Raw genomic sequence first — 23,707 nt, 5'->3', positions numbered from 1 at the left:
AACCGTCTTCTCTGAAGACGGTTTTTTTGTGCCCTAACCCTGCCTTTTCCACCACTCCCGGCTCCAGATGCGTTGATACCGCCACCCTTTCCGCTCCAGACTTAGGGGAAAGTACGCGTGAGCTTCTTTCGCACTTAAACTTTGATAATACACATCATCGTCGGTCAAAATCAGCCGTTTATAGTATTCCTGCTCTTTCTCGACCAGATCGGCAAAGGGTAATTCGTTTTTCCACTGGGGCTGCTGTCTTTGCAGTTGATCTTTCAGTAATTGATTCGACTGTAGTTCTGCCGTGATGATCGGTTGCGGTTTATACGCACCCTGTGACACCTGGCGGGCAAAGTTCAGGTATTGTTTCAGCAGTTTAGGTCCGGCATTTACGGTCTCTTCCACGTGTAGCTGTTCCGGCCAGAGGCTCGTCACCACATAAATGCGTTCGCGAGCCCGCGTGATGGCTACATTCAGCCGATTTTCGCCCCCCGCCTGATTGAGTGCACCAAATTGCAGAGCTACCCTACCCCGCTCATCAGGAGCATAGCCGATGGAGAAAATGATAATATCCCGTTCGTCTCCCTGTACATTTTCCAGGTTTTTAATGAATAATGAATCAGGCTTGGGGGAAAGGCCCTCAAGCGTATCTTCCAGCAGGCGTTGTTGGGGAGCATTGAACGTCACCACCCCGATGGACCGCTCGGGTTCCTGCCGTACCAAGTCTTCCACCAGCGAGCGGATGGCTTCGGCCTCAACGAGGTTATTCTGATTTTTCCATTCGCCTTCTACTTTCCAATATCGGATAGCTCCTTCGCGGCGGTTCATTTCCTGAAAGTCCGGCAGTAACTTCAGGCGATTCTGGTAAAAATGCTGGTTGGAAAAATCGATCAAATCCAGCGATCGGCTGCGATAATGCCCCTGCAGGATCACTTGCGGCAAGTCACGGGCCATCAGTTCCAGCAAACTACTGACTTCCAGTTCAGGTACGTCTTCCGTTTCTTCTTCAAACCGAACACGGTATAAATCCGAGGGTTGAAGTTGCTGACTATCGCCCGCAATCACAACCTGCTTACCCCGAAACATGGCTGGTAAGCCCTGCTCAGCAAAGCACTGGGAAGCTTCATCAAAAATGACCAGATCAAATAAGGGTTCTGCCCCCCGACGAAACGGAAAAACGGCCGATACCGTTTCGGGCGAGGCCAGCCAGCAGGGTACCAATGAAAAAATCTCTTCTGCAAACGTAGCCAGTACCTGTCGCACGGGCCAAATCAGCCGCTTCTTGGTTACCTGGTGACGTAAGTCACGATACGTAATGGTATTTCCCAGCCGATTGGTTTCGAGCGACTGGTAGGTTTGTTCACGCAATCGCATTCGGCCAATCTCCCCGGCCAGCTCCTGTTTCCGAATGACGGCTGCCCGTAATTCCTCTTCCCGTTGGCTCATGCCCAGCCCCGATACGCTTCGTAAAATGGGATGCTGTACTTCCAGGTGATCGAGCCAGGCTAGTCGTAATGAATTATCGAAAGCGGCTACGAGCGTTTGCCCCTCATACCGCTGAAGTATCTCCCGTTCGGCGGTACTAAGGTGATTTTTAAGCGTATCCCACTCGTGCAACCATTCAAAATCGTCCGTAAGGCTCGTCGTTAAAACGGGAACGGCAATATCGGGCTGTTGGATCAGCTGTTCGATTTGACTGTCGGTCAGGTACACTCGCCAGGACTGATACGCCTTCTGGAACTGGTCCGCTAGTTGCAAAGCCGTTTCCAGTTGATTACGAAAGGACCGTAAGCCTTCAAAATGTAGCTCTTTTAGTAACGAAGGCCCCCGTTGTATCTGTTGATATAATTCACTGGCTTGCTTGAGTTGCATTGATATGCGTTCCCAGTGTTCCCTGGAAACCGACCAATCTTCCACAACTACCGTCACCTCCGCTTGCTCCGTCCATCTTCGCATGTATTGCTCGGCTTCGATCCGGCGATCCAGTCGGGTTTTCAATTCTTGCAAATCAGCCAATTCCAGCGATAGCCCTTGTTGTTCGGCATCGGCCCGAATGATCTCTTTTTCCTTGCAAAATAACCACTTGACCATAGAAGTACGGGCTTGCAGAGCCGTTTCCAGGCGAGCACGGAATTCCATCAATTCTGAACTTCTCCGCGTCGTGTGAAGCAAGCCGGCTTGTTCAATTCGTTCGAGGGCCCGTCGTTCGGGCCAGCTTCCCCAATCGGGAATTTGCTGCCGGTATACTTTCTGTAGCCAGGGTTCTAATTCTGGAGTAAGTTGACGCTGAAAGGTCTGCAAAGCTTCAACCGGCAGGGTACGCATCTCCGTCCAGCCTAGTTTTCGCCCAATCAGTTGTTCGCATTGGTGATTGAATTCTTGGATCTGCGTCGGTACTTCTTGGATCAGGGCTCGTATTTGCGGTACTGCCTGAAAACTTAACCCACTAAAATTCACCCGGTCCGCCCAGGGATGATCGGTTCCTAAACGGGTCGCATACAACTCGTAGCGTTTAAACCGCCGTAGCGTCTCGGCGTAGGTATCAAAGTGAAAGGATTGGTACGATTCGCCCAGTTCAAAATGATCTTCCTGCGGCTGGGAAGTCAGATATAATTCTTTCGGGGAAAGCCCACAAACACGGGTATCAAACAGGGCGGTTTTGAAATCCTCTAACTCCTGCTGAATCCGGTCAATCTGGTGGGCATTTTGTGTAAACTCCCGTTCGAGTAAGATCGCATCCAGACTGGTATTCAGGCGTCGGTACTCGTCAATTCGATCAATTTGTCCGGCAATCTGATCGTACAGGCTTTTCCGATCGTGCTGAAAATCGTGCAGATTTGCCACAAAAGGTTGCCAGCCCGCCAGCGAAAGCCGCTCATAAACGGTATCCAACGCCGCCCGTTTCTGGCTCACGACCAACACCCGTTTGCCCTGAGCCGTGAAGTCGGCAATGAGATTACAGATTAACTGGGATTTCCCCGTTCCCGGTGGTCCCTGAATCACCAGTGATTCGCCTTTTTTAATTCGCCGGAAAGCCGCTTCCTGCGAAGCATCCAGCAAAAATGGGGTCAGCATATCCGCTTCCCGCAGTTTCTGGTATTGGGTAGGGACTGATTCCACAGAAGAATACGCTTCTGTTTCGTCCGCCAGCAGGGCTTCGTAATCCCGGACCAGATACGAACCGGCCTGGGGAAAAATGCCCAGTATGGCGTGCGGCAATAGCTGAAGCTCGCCATTGCGTTCGGTACGTTCAAGGTCGCTTTTTAAAAGTTTTGGAAAAAATTGAAGCTGATTTTCGAACAGGTCAGAATTATAATTGAGGGACAGGGGCGTTTCTTTCAGCCATTCGTACAAAGCCGTCCGAAAGGCCAGAGCATCCTTCGGAAAGTCTTCGAAATCTTTTTCATACAACTCTTCCGACAGCCGTAGCCCGTTAAAATGAGCGTAGGCCATAACCAGCGATCGATTCAGGGAAAGCGGTTCATCCCGGCGATCGAGTACCCAGCGATTTTGCGGAGTCACCCGTACATTCACTGGCCAGAACAGCAAGGGAGCCCGTACCACCGTACCGTCCGAGAACTTCCCCTGCACCAGCGGCCAGCCCAGGTACAGGTCTTCGGTACCCCGTTCGGCCTCGATAAATGCGGCGGTACGGGCCATGCGTCGGAGGCGTTTGGAAACTTCATTGACCTTTTCGTACCGGGCATCAAGTACATCGCAGAGTAATACGTTGCTTTTACCCGCAATGCAGGCCGTAATGACCTCAAACGAAGAGGTGCCGAACAGGAAATCCAGGTCATGCACATCCAGAAACTGTTCCTGCGGTAAGTTTAGGAGCAAAAGCGATCGGTTTCGGGGACTCAGATTGGCCAGTCTTCGCTGAAACACCCGAATGCTTGATTTATCAAACTTCTTCATAATAAGGACGCCGCCTGCGGGCGAGCGAATCTCTGACAATCTACGTTAAAACGCGTCAACCTGTTTGCTTTGCCGGCTTTCGTTAGGTTAATCTCTACTTCACTCAGGCTCACATCTGATCTTTTTGTAGAAAGTAACGATGGGTTTCTTCGGAGGAATTAGTTGCTTATACCAATAATACCAACGGGTAGACGTAAATTTGAGGTTTATTTCAATTCCCCTGCAAACTCCTCTTGTTTACCCGTGCCAAGTTTGACTAACCAGGGCGAGGTGTGGATCATTACTATCTATGTACAATAATAAAAAAGTCGTTGTGGTTATGCCCGCGTACCGGGCCGCTCTTACGGTAGAACGAACGTACCGGGAAATCCCTTTTGATTTGGTGGATGAAGTGGTACTCGTTGACGATCATAGTCCGGATAACACCGTAGAAGTCGCTCGAGCCCTGGGCATTCAGCACGTCATTCGCCACGACATTAATAAAGGATACGGAGGAAACCAGAAAACGTGTTACAAAAAGGCTTTGGAACTGGGCGGTGACATTGTGATTATGCTGCACCCGGATTATCAATATACGCCTCTGCTGCTGACGGCCATGATTTCCATCATCGGAAATGATTTGTATCCGGTCGTATTTGGCTCACGTATTCTGGGCAAGGGAGCCTTGAAAGGCGGAATGCCCATGTACAAGTACATTGCCAATCGCTTTCTGACCTTTGTACAAAATGTGTTACTCAACGAGAAATTATCCGAATACCACACGGGCTACCGGGCCTTCTCGCGGGAAGTACTGGAAAAAGTCCCCTTCGACAAGTGCGATGACGACTTTGTATTTGATAACGAAATGATTGCCCAGATTTTCTGGAAAGGCTTTGAAATTGCGGAAGTAACCTGCCCGACCAAGTATTTTGATGAAGCTTCTTCCATCAACTTCCTTCGCAGTTCCAAGTACGGACTGGGCGTACTGCGAACATCCCTTTTGTATCGCCTGTCGAAATGGGGTCTGGGTAAGTGGAAAATTCTTGATTGATTCATCCGGTTACTGACCAGATTTGCTGCTATAAAAAGGAAAGCCCGTCAAGTGATTGACGGGCTTTCCTTTTATAGCGTACGGACGGATCTAGCTCCGCTGGGGTTCCAGTTTAATCGCTTCAAACGTCTCTACGGATTCGCGGATGTAACGTTTAAAGAAGCTGTCTACTTTCAACTGAATGACGCCCAGGAAAGCTTCCTTAAAAATCTTCGTGGACATTTTGGAAACGCCTTTCGTGCGATCGGTAAAAATGATCGGTACTTCCTTGAGTTTGAATCCATACTTCCAGGAAGTAAATTTCATTTCAATCTGGAAGGCGTACCCGACAAAACGAATGGAATCCAGATCAATCGCTTCGAGCACCCGGCGACGGTAGCACTTAAAACCCGCAGTCGCATCCATCACGGGCATTCCCGTAATGAAACGCACGTAGACACCGGCAAAATACGACATCAGTACCCGCCCCATCGGCCAGTTCACCACATTTACGCCCTGAATGTACCGCGAACCGATGGCCAGATCGTTGCCTTCTTCGGCACAGGCCCGCCACAGTCGTACCAGATCGTCGGGATTGTGGGAAAAGTCCGCATCCATTTCGAAGATGTACTGATAGCCTTTTTTGAGGGCATATTTAAAAGCCGTCAGATAGGCCGTGCCCAGGCCCAGCTTACCCTTGCGTTCGAGCAGGTGAATGCGATTATCACCGAATTCATCCTGCAATTGTTTCACTTTAAGAGCCGTACCATCGGGGGAACCATCGTCCACGATCAGAACATCGAAAGTCGGCTCCAGGCTCATAACCTTGCGAAGAACCGTTTCAATATTTTCAATTTCATTGTAAGTCGGAATCACGACGATTCGCTCTTTCGACCCATTCATCAAAAGCGGTGTAGAGGTACCCGTAAAAACAGAAAGTGCTTCCATAAACCAAATCAGGTGGAAATCAGGGTATGGTTAGGTTAGCCGAAGCCAATCAAAAAATTCGAGGGAATTAATTTAGTAACGTCAAAACGACCTTACTCATTCATCTGGAGCGTTAAAATACTTTAAGGCAGCGTAGATCGTACAGCAAATTTCGTGGATTAATTCCAATAAAACTAACTCATTGTCAGAGGCTTTGAGCCGTTCTCAGAACCATCTGAATGAGTGGATGAACGGTTTCACCAAAAAATAATTCAAGGCTATTTGAAAGAACTTTAAGAAATTAGCCCCTGATTTTGAATGGAATCAGTAGTATTCACGGCTTCAAAGGACTGATTCATAGCTCATCCACAGCCTTTACTTTCCGTTCGTAAGTCATTAGAGTTAACTAGGCTCCTTTGGTTTATTTCAAAGGTTAGTCGGTGTTTGCTCGTTTTACCTGATTCTGATCAACCGACCATAGCATACTGCGATATAAATTCATCGTTTCCATGTCAGCAACCCCGATAGATGTACCGAGAACCGCAATAAAACAGGAATCCTACTTCAAGCAACTGGACGGAATCCGCTTTATCGCTGTCTTTCTGGTTTTATACGATCACCTGCTGGCCGGGTTCAATACCCTTCCCATTGGTCCCATTGGGGTTACGATCTTTTTTGTACTGAGTGGCTTTCTCATTACCCGTATTCTAATTGAGAGCAAGCATCAGTACCAGCCCCGTGAAAATGGTCTAAGCACGTATCTGAAGAAATTCTTCATTCGCCGTACTATCCGGATTTTTCCCATTTATTATCTGGTTATTTTTCTGCTGGTTCTGTTTAACGTACCCCCTGCCCGCGAAAAATTTCTCTGGCTGGCGTTGTACGCTACCAATATTTACATTGCCCACTACGAAACCTGGCTCGGGTCGATGGACCACTTGTGGTCGCTGGCAGTGGAAGAACAGTTTTACATCTTCTTCCCGTTCCTGGTTTTCTTCGTTCCTACCCGGCATTTGCCTAAAATACTCGTTGCGTTTATCGTTGGCAGTGTTTCCCTGCGGTTGTACTATTTTTTGAAAGGCGAACCCTGGTTTGTTTCCTACGTACTGATGCCTACCAGCCTGGATTCGTTCGGACTGGGTGGTTTTCTCGCCTATCTCTACATTTTCCAACTGAGCCATTTTCAGCGAATTTTCCGTCATACGGCCTTGGTCTGGTTGGGATTGATTATTCTGGGGGGCAGTTTGTACTGGTACCATATTTCTGCCGATCCGCATCAATCCCTCAACAGTGTATTCGAGCGACTAGCGGGTTCCATCTTTGCTTTTTTCCTGATTGGGAAAGCCATCTTAGGCTACGATGGGGTGATGAAGTGGATACTGGAAAACCCGGTCAGCATCTACCTGGGTCGTATCAGCTACGGTATTTATTTGTATCACAACTTTGTGTATAACCACTACCATACGCCGCCTACCCACCCCGTGTATCGCCTGATGCACCGTATTTACCGGGAGATCCCAGCCTTGGAAGAAAGCTATCTGTTCAACTTTGCTGCGTATACCTTGTTAACTATTCTAGTAGCTACGTTATCCTGGTACATCATTGAAAAACCCATCAACAACCTTAAAAATCGCTTTCGTTATTAATGCCTTCCACGCTTTATGTCTGACTTTCTTTCGAAAAGGTACTGGATTCTACCAGCCTGGGTATTCCTCCTGCTCATTACGGTAGTTCCCATCATTGCCCTGAGTTTTTATAATCACCCCAGTGCTGCCGACGATTTCTGTTTTGCTTACATGGCCCGTGATTACGGCATCTGGTGGTCTACGCAGTTCTATTACGAACAGTGGAGCGGACGCTACCTGGCGAATGTCCTCTTCCACGTGACGCCTTTGTTTGCCAATGGTTTCTGGTATTTCAAAGTACTGCCGATTGTCTATCTGCTAACGACCTTCTGGTCGCTGTATGCTTTGGTCGGCGTTTTATTCAAGGTTTCGTCCGCTCATAAATTCATGATTACGGCGGCTCTGGTCATTGCCTATGTCCTGCAAATGGCGAGTCTGGCTGAAGGTTTTTACTGGGCTACGGTTTCGTATACCTACATTTTGCCCCAGATCCTGACGACTTTCCTGCTGGTCATTCTAAGTAAAGTGTACGAAAGTCGTTCTTCTACAGCAGCCAATGCCTGGTTAGTACTGGCAGCCGTATTCATTGTGGGTATTGTAGGGCTTTGTGAAATGTTCGTCATTTTACTGGGCGGTCTGCTGGGCAGTTTTCTGTTGTACCAACTGCTTTTCAACCGTAAGCTCGACCTGCGTTTAGTGTTTTTGCTAGGGGTCACGCTGGTCAGTAGCTACTTCATTCTGCAATCGCCGGGTTCGAAAGTGCGTCAGCACGCGAATCCACTGGGTGGTAATCTGGTCTTCTCGCTTCCCATGTCGTTCCGTACGACGGCTGAACTGGCCCTGCACTGGATGCCACTGATTTTAATTTTTGTGGTATTCTGGCTGGTATGGCTGGCTCACCGGGAAGATCGGGCGTTCCGTTCGTACCTGCGGATTCGTCCCTGGGCGGGTTGGCTGGTCTGGGCGGGACTGACGCCCCTCCTCTTCTTCCCGTATTTTTACGGGGTTGGTATGGATGAAGTGCCGGTACGCATCACTAATACGGTCTATTATTTCTACATGACGGGTCTGTTTTATAACCTGACGGTAAGCGTACTCTGGCTTCGGGAAACGAAAAGCCTTGAAGTAGCCCAACCCGCCATTCTGAAGGCCTTGCTGGTGCTGGCCTTGCTGGCCGTACCCGTGGCGTACGCGTTCAACAAGAACTTCCGGATGATGACCCGCGACTTAACCACAGGAACGGCCGCTCAGTACGATCGAGAATTAACAGAGCGTTATGCGTACATCCGGCAGTCGAAGCAGGATACCGTGACCATTGCACCGCTTCAGCATGTCCCAGCATCTTTGTTTACGGAAGACATCAAGGAAAATACAACCCACCTTTGGAATAAGTGTGAATCGCAGTTTTTCGGTAAAAAAGCATTGATTTTACAAACCAAAGAGTAACCTTTTCGCTCTTTGACTGATGAGTAGATAGGCCGGCTTACTACCCGTTTCGAAGGCATGTACGGTTATATACTTCTGCTTTACGTAGTAGAATCCATCATTTAATCCTTATTACCTTGAATCCTGAAGAGATTTATCTTTCGGTTATTGTCCCCTGTTTTAATGAGGAAGAAGTCATTGGTGAAACCTATCGGCGACTCACCCAGGTAGTACAAAGCCAGGGCTGGCGTTACGAACTGGTTTTCATCAATGACGGCAGTCGTGATAAAACCTTAACCCTGTTAAAGCAGTTAGCTGTACAGGACCCCAGGGTACGGGTACTCTCGTTTTCGCGAAATTTTGGTCACCAACCGGCGGTATCGGCGGGAATCCGATACTGCTCGGGCAATATTGCCATCATCATCGATGCCGATTTGCAGGATCCACCAGAGCTTTTCCCGGCGATGGTAGACCTGTACCAGAAAGAACAGGCTAACGTAGTGTATGCCGTACGGAAAGAGCGGAAGGGGGAAAGCTTTTTCAAACTCTGGTCGGCTCGTACCTTTTACCGGGTTATTAATTCATTGTCGGAAGTTCCCCTGCCTTTGGATACGGGCGATTTCCGCTTGATTGATGCCAAAGTCATCCGGGAGTTTAAAAAACTTCAGGAACGCAATAAATACATCCGGGGCCTGATTAGCTGGATGGGTTTCAAGCAGGTACCCATCGAGTATTCCCGGGAGGAGCGGTTTGCCGGAGCAACGAAGTATCCGCTTTCGAAGATGCTGAAATTTGCTCAGACCGGCCTGTTGTATTTTAGCAAAAAACCCCTGACAGTAGCTCTTTCACTGGGGTTTATTAGTATTCTGGTGGGGCTTGGTTTAGCCGTATGGGTGTTTGCCAGCAGCGTGTTGCGTCCGCAAAGTCTGGTGCCGGGGTGGGCTTCCACGGTTATCATGGTCATTTTCTTCGGCGGCATCCAACTGCTGACCATCGGCGTACTGGGTGAATACATCGGCAGTATTTTCGATGAATTAAAAAAACGCCCGGAGTTCATTGTTTCCGAATCAATTAATTTCGATGAAGACGTCCAGTAATTCGTTCCTATCTCAGCTTATCGTTGGCTTACCGCTTGCTGTTTTTATCGTTTTTTTCTTCTCCTATGTATTAAACGTAGCCTGGTTTGACGATTACGAATCGCTCTCCGGCTTCTTCCTGGAATTTCAGAAAGCTCCTACCTGGTCCGAAAAAGCGTACTGGCTTTTCCTGCCCAATAACGAGCACCGGATGGTAACGGCTAAGTTACTCGTACTGGCTACCTACTACCTGACGGGCGAGCTGCAATACGTCTGGATGCAGGCCCTGGCGAACCTGACTGAGGTATTTATCTGGGTATTGTTCCTACTGGCATTTCGGCGAATGCGGCTGTCGCTGTGGTATTTCCTGCCGGTTACCTTTTTTATGTTTCAGCCGCAACATTACCTGCTGACGTTCCTGACCAACGCCGGGCTGCAACACGAACCATTGCTCTTTTTTGCCTTTGCTACGCTCTTTGTACTGGCCAAAGGGACACCCGCTTCGGCTGCCGGAGCCCTGGTACTGGCCTTCATCACGACGTTCACGATGAGCAATGGAATGTTTGTCTGGATTGCGGGCGGTGTTATTCTGGTTTTACGCAAACGGTACTCTTTTCTCCTCATCTGGGGTTTAGCTATGGCTCTGGCTATTGCTGGCTATTATTACCACTATCCCTCGACGGCAAACGGGAAGAGTTTCAGTAAATTTCTTGAAGCTCCGCAATTATCCCTGCTGGGCTTCTTCACCTACCTGGGAGCGGCTTTTGATTTTTTCCCGAATGCTTCCGCCCCCTGGCGTTACATCCTGCCGACCCTGGCCGGTGTTGGATTAATGACGATTGCGGTCCTGTGGTTCCGGAAAAACATCTGGCCGGTATTACTTGGTTACTTCCGTACAACGGGCGTATCATCCGTACCGGATCAGGACCGTTTCGTGCAGGATTTCCTGTTGGGTACGGCCCTGTTTCTACTGGCCAACAACACCATCATTGCCGTCTTACGACCGCATTTTGGTTACCACGTCATGCTCATCAGTAACTACAAGCTTTACCCTACGCTTTTCCTTTGCGTAGCGTATATGGCCTGGCTGAGCATGCGACGCGATTACGCCCGAACACCGAAGTGGCTCATCCCCGCCAGCGTATTGATCTATCTGGGACTTTATCTGGCGTACTTCCCGATTGTCGAAGACCGACGGAAGAACTTACTGACGGCTACCTTCAACCAATACCATGCGGGCATCGGTCTGGGAGCCACGCGTGGATCGTTTCTGGAGCCGTATATTCAGCGTAACTTTATGACGCCACTGGAACAGGGAATTTACAACCCACCGATTCACTTTTTCGATCCAGTGCTGGCTCAGTCCGCCGAAAGCCAGGCTGTATCCCTACAAACGCAGGAAACCGCCACGTATTACCTGCTTACCCAACCGGATCTTACGGTTCCTCGGGGCCGTAATAGTATGCTGTTGCTACACGTCAAATCGAAGGAACGCTCCGATCAATATCTGATTCCTTTTCAGGCATTGCCTAATACGGGCCGCAATCCGTTTCGACCGGGTGTAGGGGGTAAAGCAGAGCTACCGAAGGATATGCTACGCCCCGGGTCCTACGAGCTTCAGGTTCTGTATCAGGACGGTACGACGCTAAAACGGTATCCAACCTTGAATAAGTTATCAATTTGAGTCTATTTTTGTCAGTAAATTTTGGCGGCAACCTTCTTAGCAACTTTCCCATTGAATAATCCACAAATTTCGATAGTCGCCCCCCTGTATAACGAGAGTGAGACGTTTCCTCACCTGGTGGAGCGTTTAAATAGTCTGATGGACCGCCTCCCGCTTACGATTGAGGTGGTACTCATCGACGACGGCAGCCGCGACAATACGGCTACGCTCATGCAGGCACTGGCTCTTTCCGATCCGCGTTATCATTGTGTGTTTTTGGCCCGTAATCACGGTCACCAACTGGCTCTTTCGGCCGGTATGAACGAAGCACGGGGCACGGAAGCCATCATGGTGATTGATGGTGATTTACAGGATCCTCCTGAATTACTCGAAGACTTTTACAAACTTTATAAAGAAGGGTACGACGTGGTGTACGCCGTACGGCGGAAACGGAAAGAAGGTTGGATCAAACGGCTGGCGTACCATTCCTTCTACCGGATTCTACGTTCTATTTCTTACATTGATATTCCGCTCGATAGCGGCGATTTCGCTCTGGTTTCGCGTCGGGTTGTAGACGTCATGAATGCGATGCCCGAAGAAAGTCGGTATTTGCGGGGGATGCGTACCTGGGTAGGTTTCAAGCAGACGGGCGTAGAATACGAACGCGACGAACGAATAGCGGGTGAATCGAAATATTCGTTTGCTCTGTTGTTTAAACTGGCTTACAACGGGATTTTCAACTTCAGCGAGTTTCCCATCAAGCTTCTTACCCGACTGGGCGGTACCGCCATTGCCTTCTCGATGATGTATTTCATTTACAACCTCATCAAGAAATATGTACTAGGCATGGACGTTCCGCAAGGCTTTCCAGCGACGCTATTTGCCATTATCTTCTTCGGTGGACTGAATTTGTTCGGCCTCGGAATTATCGGTGAATACGTACTGCGGATCTTTTTTCAGTCGAAAGGCCGACCGCTTTTTATCATTAAATCCAAAATTCTCAATAAGCAGTGGGAAAAATAGCCTTCGCGGGCTTTCCGTTCATCACTAAATAGCCGGATCGACCATCCGGCTATTTTCATTTCATCCCAAAATCGTATACAAGTCTGGCCGAAAAAACTAGCTTTGGCCCAACAATTTTAAATAGTCAGCCAAAACCCGAATTAAAACCTTTCATAGAATATGTCACGCGGAATCATCGCTACCATTGCTATCATTGTTTTAGTTGTACTGATGGGCGGTTGCTCGTACAACGGTTTAGTACAACAGGACGAAAATGTAAACACCGCTTGGGGTAAGGTGCAATCCGATTACCAACGGCGGGCCGACCTGATCCCGAACCTGGTTGCCACGGTTAAGGGAGCAGCCAACTTTGAACAGAAGACGCTTACGGATGTAGTGAATGCCCGGGCCAATGCAACATCCATTAAATTCACCGCCGATCAGCTTACACCCGAAAATATTCAGCGTTTTCAAGAGGCTCAGTCGCAACTGAATGGTTCGCTGTCCCGATTACTGGCCGTTGCTGAAAATTATCCCCAACTGCGGGCGAGTGATAGTTTCCGGGATTTGCAGGCTCAGATCGAAGGTACGGAAAACCGAATCAAAGTGTCCCGTAACGATTTCAACGACGCCGTTAAGCAGTATAACCAGAAGGTTCGCTCATTCCCGACCAATCTGCTCAGCGGTATGTTTGGTTTCCCTGCTAAAGCGTACTTCGAATCCGATCCAGGAACGGAAAAAGCTCCAAAAGTTCAATTCTAATTCGCTTGAGGGCCAGCGTACGTGTACGTTGGTCCTCGAAGCTTATCAGCCATCACATATGCTTAGCGAGGCTCAGCAACAGGAAATCATTGCGGCTATCAAGCAGGCCGAAACGCGAACTTCCGGTGAGATTCGGGTACACATTGAAGAGAAATCACCTTCACCCTTGGACCCCATTGCACGAGCGAAGGAAGTATTCGCCAAGCTGGAAATGCATAAAACAGCCCAGCGAAATGCCGTCCTATTTTTCATCGCTCTGGAAGCCCGGAAATTTGCCATCTGGGGGGATGATGGGATCAATAAGGTGGTACCGGCTGATTTTTGGGATACTACCCGCGATGCCATGCGGCAACACTTCCGGCAGGATGATTTGGTAGCGGGGTTGCGAACGGGTATCGAAATGGCAGGGAAGCAGTTAAAGGCGTATTTCCATTACCAGTCAGAGGATCGCAATGAGCTTCCCGATGACATTTCATTCCAGTAATTATCTACTTATTCATGGGATTGGCTACAGCTTGCCCCTAGTACCATCCATTTTTTATTTATTACAGTCATGACCCACAAGCCATTTTTGCAAGTGCTACGGAAGGGACTCTGGCTGGTCTTTGCAATTCTGAGTTTTGTTGTTGCTTTTGCCCAGGATATCCCCGAGCGTCCGGTTCCAGCCCGTTTTGTTAATGATTACGTAGGGATGTTAGCGGGCGGCGAAAAAGACCAGCTCGAGCGAAAGCTAAAAGGTTTCATGGATTCCACGTCCAATCAGATTGTGATTGTGATCGTGAAAACGACGGGCGATTATCCACCCGGCGACTATGCCTTTCAGATCGGACGTAAATGGGGTATCGGACAGAAAGACAAAGACAATGGCCTCGTGTTACTGTGGGCCACGGAAACGCGTAAACTATACATTGCTTCCGGAGATGGTCTGGAAGGAGCCATTCCGGATGCCGTAGCCAAACGCATCATTTCTGACCAGCTTGCTCCGGCGTTTAAGCAGCAACAATACTTCAAAGGGCTGGATGACGCGACCAGCGAAATCATTCGCCGGGCCAGTGGAGAATACAAGAACGATCAGGCCAGTGACGATACGGAGCTTCCGATGAGCGGCGTAATCATCTTTTTGGTCATTGCCGTCGTAGGCTTCATTGTTATTTCCCGTTTGATGGGACGCGGTTGCCGAAATTCGGGCGGTCCCGGGGGTGGTATGCCTTGGTTCGTTCCCTATGCTACCATGTCAAGCTGGGGAAGCTCTTCCGGTAGTTGGGGAGGCAACAGCGGCGGCGGCGGTGGTGGCGGCTGGGACTTCGGGGGGGGTAGTTTTGGTGGCGGCGGTGCCGGAGGGGATTACTAAAAATGAAGAAAGGCCCCTGTATGGGGCCTTTTCTATTGCTCTTTCAAGGTAACGAGTATTACTCCATTTTTTGCCTTTTCTCCGTAATGCTCCGTTGCCTTCGTGTCTTTCAGAACGTTAATACTCTCGATCTGGTCGGGTTTGATCGCATCTAAATTTTCAACCTCTTCCCCATTCACCAGATACAGCGGCTTAGCAGCAGCGTTGACCTTCATTTGTACCGGAACAGGTTCCCGGGTGTAAATGCGAAGTTCTTTTCGCGTGGGTTCAGCTTCCGATTTTACGATCTGCATTTCTTTAATCTCATCAGGATTTAAGCCGTCTATTCCTTCACGGGTCGTTTTGCGGTCGTCGAGGAAATACGCGTACGTAGCTGGCGTAGTCGAGGTTGCTTTAGGCAAATTCGTAGACTTCGTTCGAGGCGTTCGCTTCTTCTTCAGGATTATTTTTGCGGGCAGAACCGGAGGTATCGTATCCGTGGCTACCGGTTGCTGTTGCCTGGCGGGTAGTATTACGATTTTTTCCATGACTCGCCGGGGCGTAAACGCCATAATCCAGAAGCCCAGTAAGGGCACTAGAAGCAATAACTTGATTCCCTTCCAGGGGGCCGACGAAGGGGTATTGATTTGACGAATCCGGTTTTTGAGTTCAGAAACGCTAAAGTGCGTACGTACGGGTACGGCCAGACCGCTTTGCCGTAACAAATGGTATTGATAATGCCGGGCGTTCAGGCCGCTAGCCAGTACCGTATAATCGGCCAGATATTCCAGATTCTGACGGACCGTTTTATTCCACCACCAAATCAGGGGATTAAACCAAAATACGATTTGCAGGATCTCCCCCATCAGTACATCCCAGGAATGACCTTGCCGGGCGTGTATCTGTTCGTGCAAGAGTACTTCCTTGAGTTCCAGAGGAGTAAACAGGGTTGGATTCATAAAGATCCAGTGAAAAAAGGAGAAAGGAGCCGTTTCGGACGCCGGTACCTGCACCTTCTGCTCCCCTACATACTGCATGTGGGAATTTCGGTAGAGTTGATACACACTCCTCAACTGGCGTACCAGGCGAACACTCATGACCAATACGCCCATCAACCAAAGCCCTAGTACCATGGACTCCGCTGACGGATACGGCGAGTCGGCTACCTGTTGAGCAGCATACTGAAAACTCAAATCCGGTACGTATGTGGTTACTTGCTGGATGCTTTCCCGCTGCGAAAACCACTCGTTCCAGGCCGGAACCAGTAGCGAGGCTATTCCGGCAACCCAGAAATACCAGCGGTTCCACTGGTAGTAGGTCTCTTTTTTCAGTAACAAAGCGTATAAACCCGCGAAACCCGCCAAGCTTAAACTCACCTGTAAGAGATACACCAGCGTTTGCATATTATTGGCCTTTTTCGATCATGGATAAAATTTCCCGCAGGTCCTCCGCCGATATCTTTTGCTCCTTGGCAAAATGCGTAACTAGGTTCTTGTACGAATCATCGAAGTACTCTTCCACCATCCGATCCGCCACTTGTTCGCGACTTACGGCCGGATAGTACTCGTATACATTCCCGTATCGGCGAAATAGCACGTACCCTTTCTTCTCCAGGTTTTTAAAAGCAGAAGCCAGGGTGTTGTAATGCGGTTTGGGCTCGGGCATTTCTTCCAGAATGACGCCTAAGGTACCGCGTTCTAATCGCCAGAGCGTCAGCATGGCCGTTTCTTCAGCGGGAGTCAATTTTTCCATAACCATACATCCGAAATTTTCGGAAATCTACGAAAATAGTTAATTCACTAGTTATAGCATTGATAAATAAATCCGAAGAAAGGTCCAACAATTGGCTTTTCTTCGGATTTGTGAGGCATCATTTTCTAATTCACCACGTTGATTGGTGTACCGTTCATGAAGGCACGGATGTTATCGGCTGCCATTTGAAGCAACCGCCGCCGGGCTTCGAAAGCCAGCCAGGCTACGTGTGGCGTAATGAGGCAGTTTTTAGCTTCAGTGAGTGGATTATCCAGACTGGGTGGCTCGACGGAGAGTACGTCCAGACCCGCTCCGGCAATTGTACCCGCGTTGAGAGCATCCGCCAGGTCCTGCTCTACGATTAACGGACCGCGACCGGTATTGATCAACAAAGCCGTGTGCTTCATCCAGCTCAGGCGTTCGGCGTTCACCAGCCCCTGCGTTTCCGACGTGAGCGGGCAATGCAGCGATACGAAATCGCTTTCCCGAAACACGTCCTCCAGACTGGCCATTTCCACGTAGGGGTGGGTTAATTCGGGTTTCGCGTGCCGACGATGGGCCAGAATACGCATGCCAAACGCATGACCAATCTGAGCAACCTGTTTGGCAATACTTCCAAAACCCACCAGTCCGAGCGTTTTTCCGGAAAGCTCCGTCAACGGCTGAAAGGAATAGCAGAAATCCGGGCTCTGAGCCCAGGCCTTGGCTCGCACTGATTCGCCCAGACGAGCCACGTCATTCGTGAAATGCAGCATCAGGGCAAAGGTGTGCTGGGCTACGGCCCGGGAGCTGTAATCACTCACATTGGTCACCGGAATGCCCCGTTCCCGGGCGGCTTCGGTATCGACGATGTTGTACCCCGTGGCGGTCACGCCAATGTATTTTACGTTGGGCAGTTGCTCCAGCACTTCCCGGGTAATCTTTGCTTTATTGGTCAGCAGAATATCGGCTTCCTTCGCCTTTTCAACTACTTCTTCGGACTTCACGCGGTCATAGACCTGGAAAGAACCCAGCTGCTCCAGCGGAGCCCAGTCCAGATCACCCGGATTGAGCGTATAGCCGTCTAATAAGACAATGTTCATAAAGTTTGCTTAGTTTACAGTTTTCGGTTTACAGTTTTCAGTGGTCGCCTATTAAACTGTAAACTGAAAATTCTGCGATCATTACACTGTTTTATTTGCAAGCTTATAACTGAAAACTGCAGACCAAAAACTGAAAACTGTTCAATCTACTAACAAAGGTTTCAGTACTTCGGTCCAGCGGCGGTAGCCTTCAGGAGTCATGTGCAGACTGTCGGCTTTGAACAGGATGGGTTCGGGACGCAAACTTTCATTCAACATTACGGGCCATACATCCAGGTAATCGGCATCCTCTTCGCCATCCAAGAAAGAGCTGACAAGTCGGTTGAATTCCTGCATGGCATCCCGTTTGTCCCAGCGGGAAGGAGCCGGTTTTGCTGAGATGAAAATCACGGGTACTCGGGGCATATCCTTGCGGATTTTTCCGTACAATCTGAAAAATTCCAGGTAGGTATTCTTAGCGTTCTTACCCGTAGCGATGTCGTTTTCACCACAGTAAATGACGATCTGTTTCGGCTTATACTTGGGAATCAATCGATCGTAGTAGTATACGACGTCCGTCAGTGTAGAACCGCCAAAGCCCCGGTTGATAATGGGCTGCTCGGGAAAGGCCTCCTGCATATCCGACCACAGCCGAAAGGTAGAACTCCCCACAAACAGAATCGGATTTTTCGGCGGCGGCGTGGTCTGGTCCTGCGTTTCAAATGCCTGAATTTCCTTCTCAAATTGCTGTTGAGCGTAGGATTGAATCGTCACCAGAAGGGTTAAGACCAATCCGTACCATAACTTGCTTTTCATGCAAAAGGGTTTTTAATACGAAAAAGGCGAATGAAAGATCTTTCATTCGCCTTCAAAAAAGCCGGAAAATACTGGCTTATGCAACTTAAAGTTTTACCTCTTCCATTTTGGGAGCGAAGATGTGCATGGCACCCCAGGCCACCAGATAGGCAAAACCGCAAATGATAAATACCACGTTGTACCCAGCGACAATGTTACCCTGTCCTTTGTAGTAATCCAGCAGATAGCCAATCAGAATCGGGAAAAGCATACCGCCGATGGAACCGGCCATACCACCCATGCCGACCACTGAACTAACGGCTCGTTTGGGGAACATATCCGAAGCAGTGGTGAAGATGTTTGCACTCCAGGCCTGGTGAGCGGCGGCGGCCAGACCAATCAGGGCCACGGCTACCCAAATATCGTTGATGTATTTAGCACTGATGATGGGGACGACGGCCAGAGCAAAAATGAGCATCGCCGTTTTACGAGCCTTGAATACGGGGAAACCTCGTTTGATAAAATAGCCCGACAGATAGCCGCCACCAATACTACCAATCGTCGTAGCCGTATATACGATAATCAGCGGAAGACTCGGTTTTTTCAAATCTAACTGGAAGCGTTCAGCAAAGTACGAAGGCAACCAGAACAGGAAAAACCACCAGATGGGATCGGTGAGCATTTTACCGAAAATGAAAGCCCAGGTTTGTCGAATGCCCAACAGCCGACCCCAGGATACGGAACCACCTTCGGTTTCAGCCGTAGCTGCCGCCAGATCGCTATCACTGTGAATGTGAGCGTACTCGGTGGGATCCATGTTTTTCTTACGAGCGGGTACTTCGTACAGAACCAGCCAGAACACCAGCCATACAAAACCAATGGCTCCGGTCGCTAAAAACGCCGCTTCCCAGCCGTAAACGCCTAAAATCCAGGGAACCATAATGGGAGCTACCACGGCTCCGATGTTTGCTCCGGAGTTAAAAATTCCCGTGGCCAGTGCCCGTTCTTTTTTAGGAAACCACTCGGCTACGGATTTGATGGCGGTGGGAAAGTTTCCGGCTTCGCCTAAACCTAATAATACCCGTACGGTGATGAAACCGGCCGTACTACTCACCAAGGCGTGTAACATGGCGGCAATACTCCAGAATATGATGGAAATAGTATATCCCATCTTCGTACCTACTTTATCGACAATTCGTCCAAACAACAGCAAGCCCACGGCATACGCGGCCGAAAAGAAGGTTACAATCAGACTGTAATCAGATTCCGTCCAGTTGAACTCTTTTTCCAGCGTTGGCTTGAGTAACCCAATAATCTGACGGTCAACGTAATTGATGGTAGTAGCGAAGAAGAGTAAAGCCACGACCGTCCAGCGGAAATTTCCCATTTTCGTAGACGCCAGGGGATCGCTTACCTGTGTAGGATTCATATTCATACCATTGGGTGCGTAAAGAGGTAATTAGGTTTAGAAGAACAACCCGCATGTTTCGAATAGACGGTCTCCGGCAGGATTTACCCTCTAGTTTCTATAAAATTTAAGAGAAAAGCCGGACGAATGGTTACGCAATGCTTCCATTCATCCGGCTCTTTAGGGTGCTGAATTTTCCCTTATTTACTACTCGTGGCCTGCTTTTTCTCGGGCAGCAGTACGGCTTTAATCAGATTACCACCGAATACCTTGGCGGCCATTGCTTTTACCGAAGCGACGGTTACCTGATCGACCAGCTTCATTTCTTTCAGTACATCTTTAGGGTCTTCGCTCTTCTGGTAGCTCGACGACAGGGATCCCAGCCAGAAACGGTTCTCTTTCATCTGTACTTCCAGTTGCCGTTTGGTTTCGATTTTGTACTTGTCCAGATCGGCTTGTGAAGGACCATTTTTCTTCATGTCGTTCAGAATCGCCAGCGTTTTGGTGGCTAGTTCTTCAATACGACCCGGATTCGTACCGTAGCCGATGCTCAGCGTATAATGAGGCTTCGGTAGTTTTTCGGCACTGGCCTGAGCGTAGATGTAGTACACGCCACTTTCCTTTTCCCGAATTTCGTCGATGAGCTTAATATTCAGAATCTCTTCGATGGCACTCAAATTGGTTTCGTTTTCGGGCGTATACACAAAATCGCCGGAGTATACGAGTTGAGCCGCTGCCTTGTCGTCAATCCCGCGATAGACGGTTTTGTTGACTTTGCCTTTCAGCGGACGGATGTTCAGGTCTTTGTACGTTTCCTTTTTACCCGTACTCGGCAAACTACCCAGGTATTTTTCCAGCAGGGGTTTAAATTCGTCAACCTTGAAATTTCCGACGAAGAAGAAGGTAAAATCCGACGCGTTGGCAAAGCGTTCTTTATAGATACGCATCGCTTTGTCCACGTTGATCTTATCCACATCGGCAGGTTTCATGGGTAACCGGCGGGGATTATAGCCACCCATTACTGCGGAAAGCGTATCGAAAAAGACGCCCTGCGGATCGGGGGTTGCGAATTTCTGTTCCAGCTCATCTTTCATATTTCCCAGATACCCTTTGATGACTTCTGGGTCTTTACGGGGCATTACAAAATTCGCGTAAATGAGTTGCAGGGCCGTTTCAGCATCTTTGGGTGAGAAAGAGCCGTTCATTCCCTCCGTCAGTTCACCCACGTAGGTAGAAACATTAGCCACTTTACCCGTCAGGTATTTTTTGAGTTGCGTAGCTGAGAACTCCGCTACCCCACCCTGGGCGGCAATCACATTCGACTGATCAGCGTCGATGTAATCCGCTAATGGATACAGCGAAGTTCCCCCGAAACTGTACGAGCTAAACACCACCTCGTCGTTTTTGAAATCCGTGGGTTTCAGTACCACTTTCAGTCCGTTGGAAAGCGTCAGCTCCGTTACACCAATTTCGGGAATCTGCTTTTCGGCGGTTACTTTACCCGCTTTGGGTGCTGCCGCCAGCAAAGGTTTAGAGATGACTTCATCCACGTAAGCCGTTACATTCTGCCCGGAGTTATCGATCCAGTCCAGCAATTGGGCTTCTTTCGGAAGCGTCGCCTTGTCCTTTTCGGGAGCCATTACAATAACGGCCCGGTTTTCCTTCGTCAGCAGTGTTTTAGGTAAGGCATTCACTTCTTCGAGCGTAATACCGGGCAATTCAGCTTTTACGAACTCAAAGTTTTTTTCTACGCCCATGGAAGGTACATCATTGATGAAGTCATTCATGTACTCCATCGCAAATGCTTCCGACTTGGTTTTATCTTTCTCCTTGAAGCGTTTTTCAGTACCCGTTAGCAGGTTTTGTTTCGCTCGCTCCAGCTCCGTAGCCGTAAAGCCAAATTTGGCCACGCGGGCATTTTCGTCCAGTACCGCTTTCAGCCCTTTTTCAATGCCGCCATTTTTCGCAACCACTACACTTACAAAGGAGTCGTAATTCCCCAGGAAGCTACTCGTGGAGCTAAACCCGTACTGGAATGGAGGATCGGCCTTTTGCGTCAATTCCTGCAAGCGGTTATTCAGCATTTGGTTGAACAAAGACCGCTTGATTTTTTCCCGCGTATCGGCGAAGGTCTTTTCTTTCAACTCGGGCAGTCGCGTCAGAATCTGAACAATCGTGTAGGGCTGCTCTTTATCGGTTACGATGGCCACTTTCGTATCACTGTTGGCCGGAATCGGAAATTCACCCAGGGGTTTGGGATTCGTGGCCGCCGGAATGGCTCCAAATTTCTCTTTGATGATCTTTTCAACCTGAGCTACGTCAAAATCACCCACGGCAATGATAGCCTGATTCTGGGGTTGATACCAGGTTTCATAGAAGTTACGAATCGTTTCGGGTTTGAAGTTCTTCAGGATTTCCTCTGTACCAATGACGTTCCGCTTGCCCCACTTCGAACCATTCATGATGACGGGAAAGTACTCATCCCGCATCCGCTGGGAAGCTCCCTTGCCGCCCCGTAGTTCTTCCAGAATGACGCCCCGCTCTTTGTTGATTTCGGTTTCGTCCAGGGTCAGATCGTGTGACCAGTCTTCTAGAATATCAAAGGCTCGTAAGAACACTTTCATCGAATCCGTTGGTACGGGCAGAAAATATACCGTTTGTTCGAAACTGGTAAAGGCGTTGAGATCATCGCCAAACTTGATGCCATTGGACTGAAGAAAACTGACGAGTTCGTTCTTGGGAAAATTCTTGGTCCCGTTAAAGGCCATGTGCTCGGTAAAGTGAGCCAGTCCGTTTTCGGGATCCTCTTCCTGGATTGCTCCCACTTTCACGGCCAGCATGAGGTGAGCCCGGTTCTTGGGTTCAGCGTTTTTGCGGATGTAGTAGGTCAACCCGTTGGGCAGTTTGCCCACTTTGGTTTGGGGGTCGAAGGGAATGGGCTGGTTGAGTTGCTGAGCTAACACATTAGCCGCCAGCAGCAGCATTCCGAGTAATAGGGTTGGACGCACTCGCATGGGTAATTCGTTTAGGTTGTTTAAGTTTCTGCAATAAACGAAACTTTTAGGTAACTAGTTAGAGGGACTGGTTGAATGGTTGTATTGCCGGATTACTCGTTGAGAAAAGTGGCCATTTTTTCGAAAGATTTCTGTAGTCCGACGAGCATTTGTTTTTCCTGCGGAATATACCGTAGCTGTCTGAAAGCCAGCTGATAATACGCCAGAGCTTTCAGGGCTTCGGTATCATCGTAGAATAAATTTCGCCACGCTACTGGGGTTGAACTGAACCGCTGTACTCCCATGGCTCCCTGATAAAAACGGACAGGTAAATTCAAAAAACGGGGTTCGAAATAGCCTTGTTCACGTTTTACGACAATGTCGAAGTAATCGGCAGCGTATTGCATATGCCCGGCAACCTTAGCTTTTAATTCTGCCTCGGCCAGTCGGTGCGTTGACTTAAACCGCCATTTGTTCTGATTGGGGTGAAGCAGATCATGTTCGGGGTGGGAAAATACCGTACTGAATTTAAACAACCGGACGGAATCGCTACCGGGCAGGCGGGCCGACCAGGAGCTGGGAAAAATCGTATAGACACTCAATTGCAGAGCGGGCAGAGCCAGAGCCTGCCGGTTCACGTAAATGGTCTGAGCATCCGCCGACAGCTCCCAATCCATTAACTGGTAATTGCCCCTTCGTGTATAGCAGGCCAGTCGGCCTTCGGGGTAAAACCGAAGGTACGATTCTCGCGGCAATACACTGGTTGAATCCGAAGGAATTCCCGTGGGGCTTTCGACGTCTACATCACGCGTCATCCAGCCTTTATTGAATTGATCTTCTGGACGTTGGCAGGCCCCTATAAGCAAGCCCAACATCCCACATAAAAAGATTTTTTTAAAACTCCCCAGCATAGGTTACGTCCAAAAGCAAAACCAAATCAAAACTAAAAACCGTACTTTCAGTTACTTATCCG

At 49.0% G+C, this 23,707-nt stretch carries 18 protein-coding genes; 9 read left to right on the top strand and 9 right to left on the bottom strand.

What is annotated here, in order from left to right:
- Positions 1-33: 33 nt before the first annotated feature.
- Positions 34-3,945: an AAA domain-containing protein gene (locus BWI97_RS09255; RefSeq protein ID WP_233207793.1), complete on the bottom strand. Its 3,912-nt coding sequence runs from the start codon at positions 3,943-3,945 to the stop codon at positions 34-36.
- A 250-nt stretch (positions 3,946-4,195) separates the two neighbouring features.
- On the opposite strand from BWI97_RS09255, the gene BWI97_RS09250 reads away from it, so the two are divergent.
- Positions 4,196-4,936 carry a glycosyltransferase family 2 protein gene (locus BWI97_RS09250; RefSeq protein ID WP_102200825.1) on the top strand — a complete coding sequence of 247 codons (741 nt, stop codon included), beginning with the start codon at positions 4,196-4,198 and terminating at the stop codon, positions 4,934-4,936.
- A gap of 90 nt (positions 4,937-5,026) precedes the next feature.
- Here the strand turns inward: BWI97_RS09250 and BWI97_RS09245 are convergent, their stop codons facing one another.
- Positions 5,027-5,863 (bottom strand): polyprenol monophosphomannose synthase, encoded by an 837-nt coding sequence (locus BWI97_RS09245; protein WP_369826553.1) that lies wholly within the window; start codon positions 5,861-5,863, stop codon positions 5,027-5,029.
- 488 nt (positions 5,864-6,351) lie between these two features.
- Here BWI97_RS09245 and BWI97_RS09240 point away from each other — a divergent pair, with 488 nt between their 5' ends.
- The 8 genes from BWI97_RS09240 (at position 6,352) to BWI97_RS09205 (ending at position 14,746) form a co-directional block, all read left to right on the top strand.
- The gene (locus BWI97_RS09240; RefSeq protein ID WP_102200824.1) at positions 6,352-7,488 is read left to right on the top strand and encodes an acyltransferase; all 1,137 of its coding nucleotides are present in this window, start codon (positions 6,352-6,354) and stop codon (positions 7,486-7,488) included.
- A 15-nt stretch (positions 7,489-7,503) separates the two neighbouring features.
- Positions 7,504-8,913 carry a hypothetical protein gene (locus BWI97_RS09235; protein WP_102200823.1) on the top strand — a complete coding sequence of 470 codons (1,410 nt, stop codon included), beginning with the start codon at positions 7,504-7,506 and terminating at the stop codon, positions 8,911-8,913.
- Between the two features lie 116 nt (positions 8,914-9,029).
- The gene (locus tag BWI97_RS09230; RefSeq protein ID WP_199181999.1) at positions 9,030-9,989 is read left to right on the top strand and encodes a glycosyltransferase family 2 protein; all 960 of its coding nucleotides are present in this window, start codon (positions 9,030-9,032) and stop codon (positions 9,987-9,989) included.
- The gene (locus tag BWI97_RS09225) at positions 9,973-11,652 is read left to right on the top strand and encodes a hypothetical protein (RefSeq protein WP_102200822.1); all 1,680 of its coding nucleotides are present in this window, start codon (positions 9,973-9,975) and stop codon (positions 11,650-11,652) included. Before BWI97_RS09230 ends, BWI97_RS09225 begins: the two co-directional genes overlap by 17 nt.
- A gap of 51 nt (positions 11,653-11,703) precedes the next feature.
- Positions 11,704-12,654, top strand: a complete 951-nt coding sequence (locus BWI97_RS09220) for a glycosyltransferase family 2 protein (RefSeq protein WP_094810070.1) — start codon at positions 11,704-11,706, stop codon at positions 12,652-12,654.
- 159 nt (positions 12,655-12,813) lie between these two features.
- Positions 12,814-13,395 carry a LemA family protein gene (locus tag BWI97_RS09215; RefSeq protein WP_094810068.1) on the top strand — a complete coding sequence of 194 codons (582 nt, stop codon included), beginning with the start codon at positions 12,814-12,816 and terminating at the stop codon, positions 13,393-13,395.
- A 58-nt stretch (positions 13,396-13,453) separates the two neighbouring features.
- Positions 13,454-13,879: a TPM domain-containing protein gene (locus BWI97_RS09210; RefSeq protein ID WP_102200821.1), complete on the top strand. Its 426-nt coding sequence runs from the start codon at positions 13,454-13,456 to the stop codon at positions 13,877-13,879.
- A 69-nt stretch (positions 13,880-13,948) separates the two neighbouring features.
- The gene (locus BWI97_RS09205) at positions 13,949-14,746 is read left to right on the top strand and encodes a YgcG family protein (protein ID WP_102200820.1); all 798 of its coding nucleotides are present in this window, start codon (positions 13,949-13,951) and stop codon (positions 14,744-14,746) included.
- A gap of 32 nt (positions 14,747-14,778) precedes the next feature.
- Here BWI97_RS09205 and BWI97_RS09200 read toward each other — a convergent pair whose 3' ends face one another.
- From BWI97_RS09200 to BWI97_RS09170, 7 genes are all read right to left on the bottom strand, one after another.
- Complete coding sequence (locus BWI97_RS09200; RefSeq protein ID WP_102200819.1) at positions 14,779-16,128, bottom strand: M56 family metallopeptidase; 1,350 nt, start codon at positions 16,126-16,128, stop codon at positions 14,779-14,781.
- Between the two features lies 1 nt (position 16,129).
- Complete coding sequence (locus BWI97_RS09195; RefSeq protein WP_094810171.1) at positions 16,130-16,477, bottom strand: BlaI/MecI/CopY family transcriptional regulator; 348 nt, start codon at positions 16,475-16,477, stop codon at positions 16,130-16,132.
- Positions 16,478-16,602: 125 nt separating this feature from the next.
- Positions 16,603-17,559, bottom strand: coding sequence for a D-2-hydroxyacid dehydrogenase (locus tag BWI97_RS09190; protein ID WP_102200818.1), 957 nt, complete (start codon positions 17,557-17,559; stop codon positions 16,603-16,605).
- A gap of 141 nt (positions 17,560-17,700) precedes the next feature.
- Positions 17,701-18,354, bottom strand: a complete 654-nt coding sequence (locus tag BWI97_RS09185; RefSeq protein WP_094810060.1) for a GDSL-type esterase/lipase family protein — start codon at positions 18,352-18,354, stop codon at positions 17,701-17,703.
- An 85-nt stretch (positions 18,355-18,439) separates the two neighbouring features.
- Positions 18,440-19,762: an MFS transporter gene (locus BWI97_RS09180; protein WP_102200817.1), complete on the bottom strand. Its 1,323-nt coding sequence runs from the start codon at positions 19,760-19,762 to the stop codon at positions 18,440-18,442.
- Positions 19,763-19,941: 179 nt separating this feature from the next.
- On the bottom strand, positions 19,942-22,755 hold the full coding sequence (locus tag BWI97_RS09175) for a pitrilysin family protein (protein WP_102200816.1): 2,814 nt from the start codon (positions 22,753-22,755) through the stop codon (positions 19,942-19,944).
- 92 nt (positions 22,756-22,847) lie between these two features.
- On the bottom strand, positions 22,848-23,609 hold the full coding sequence (locus BWI97_RS09170; RefSeq protein ID WP_094815563.1) for a hypothetical protein: 762 nt from the start codon (positions 23,607-23,609) through the stop codon (positions 22,848-22,850).
- Positions 23,610-23,707 lie beyond the last annotated feature (98 nt).

This window comes from Siphonobacter sp. BAB-5405 (assembly GCF_002872335.1).
Taxonomy (GTDB): Bacteria; Bacteroidota; Bacteroidia; order Cytophagales; family Spirosomataceae; genus Siphonobacter.
This window is presented reverse-complemented; position numbering and strand designations above follow the sequence as displayed.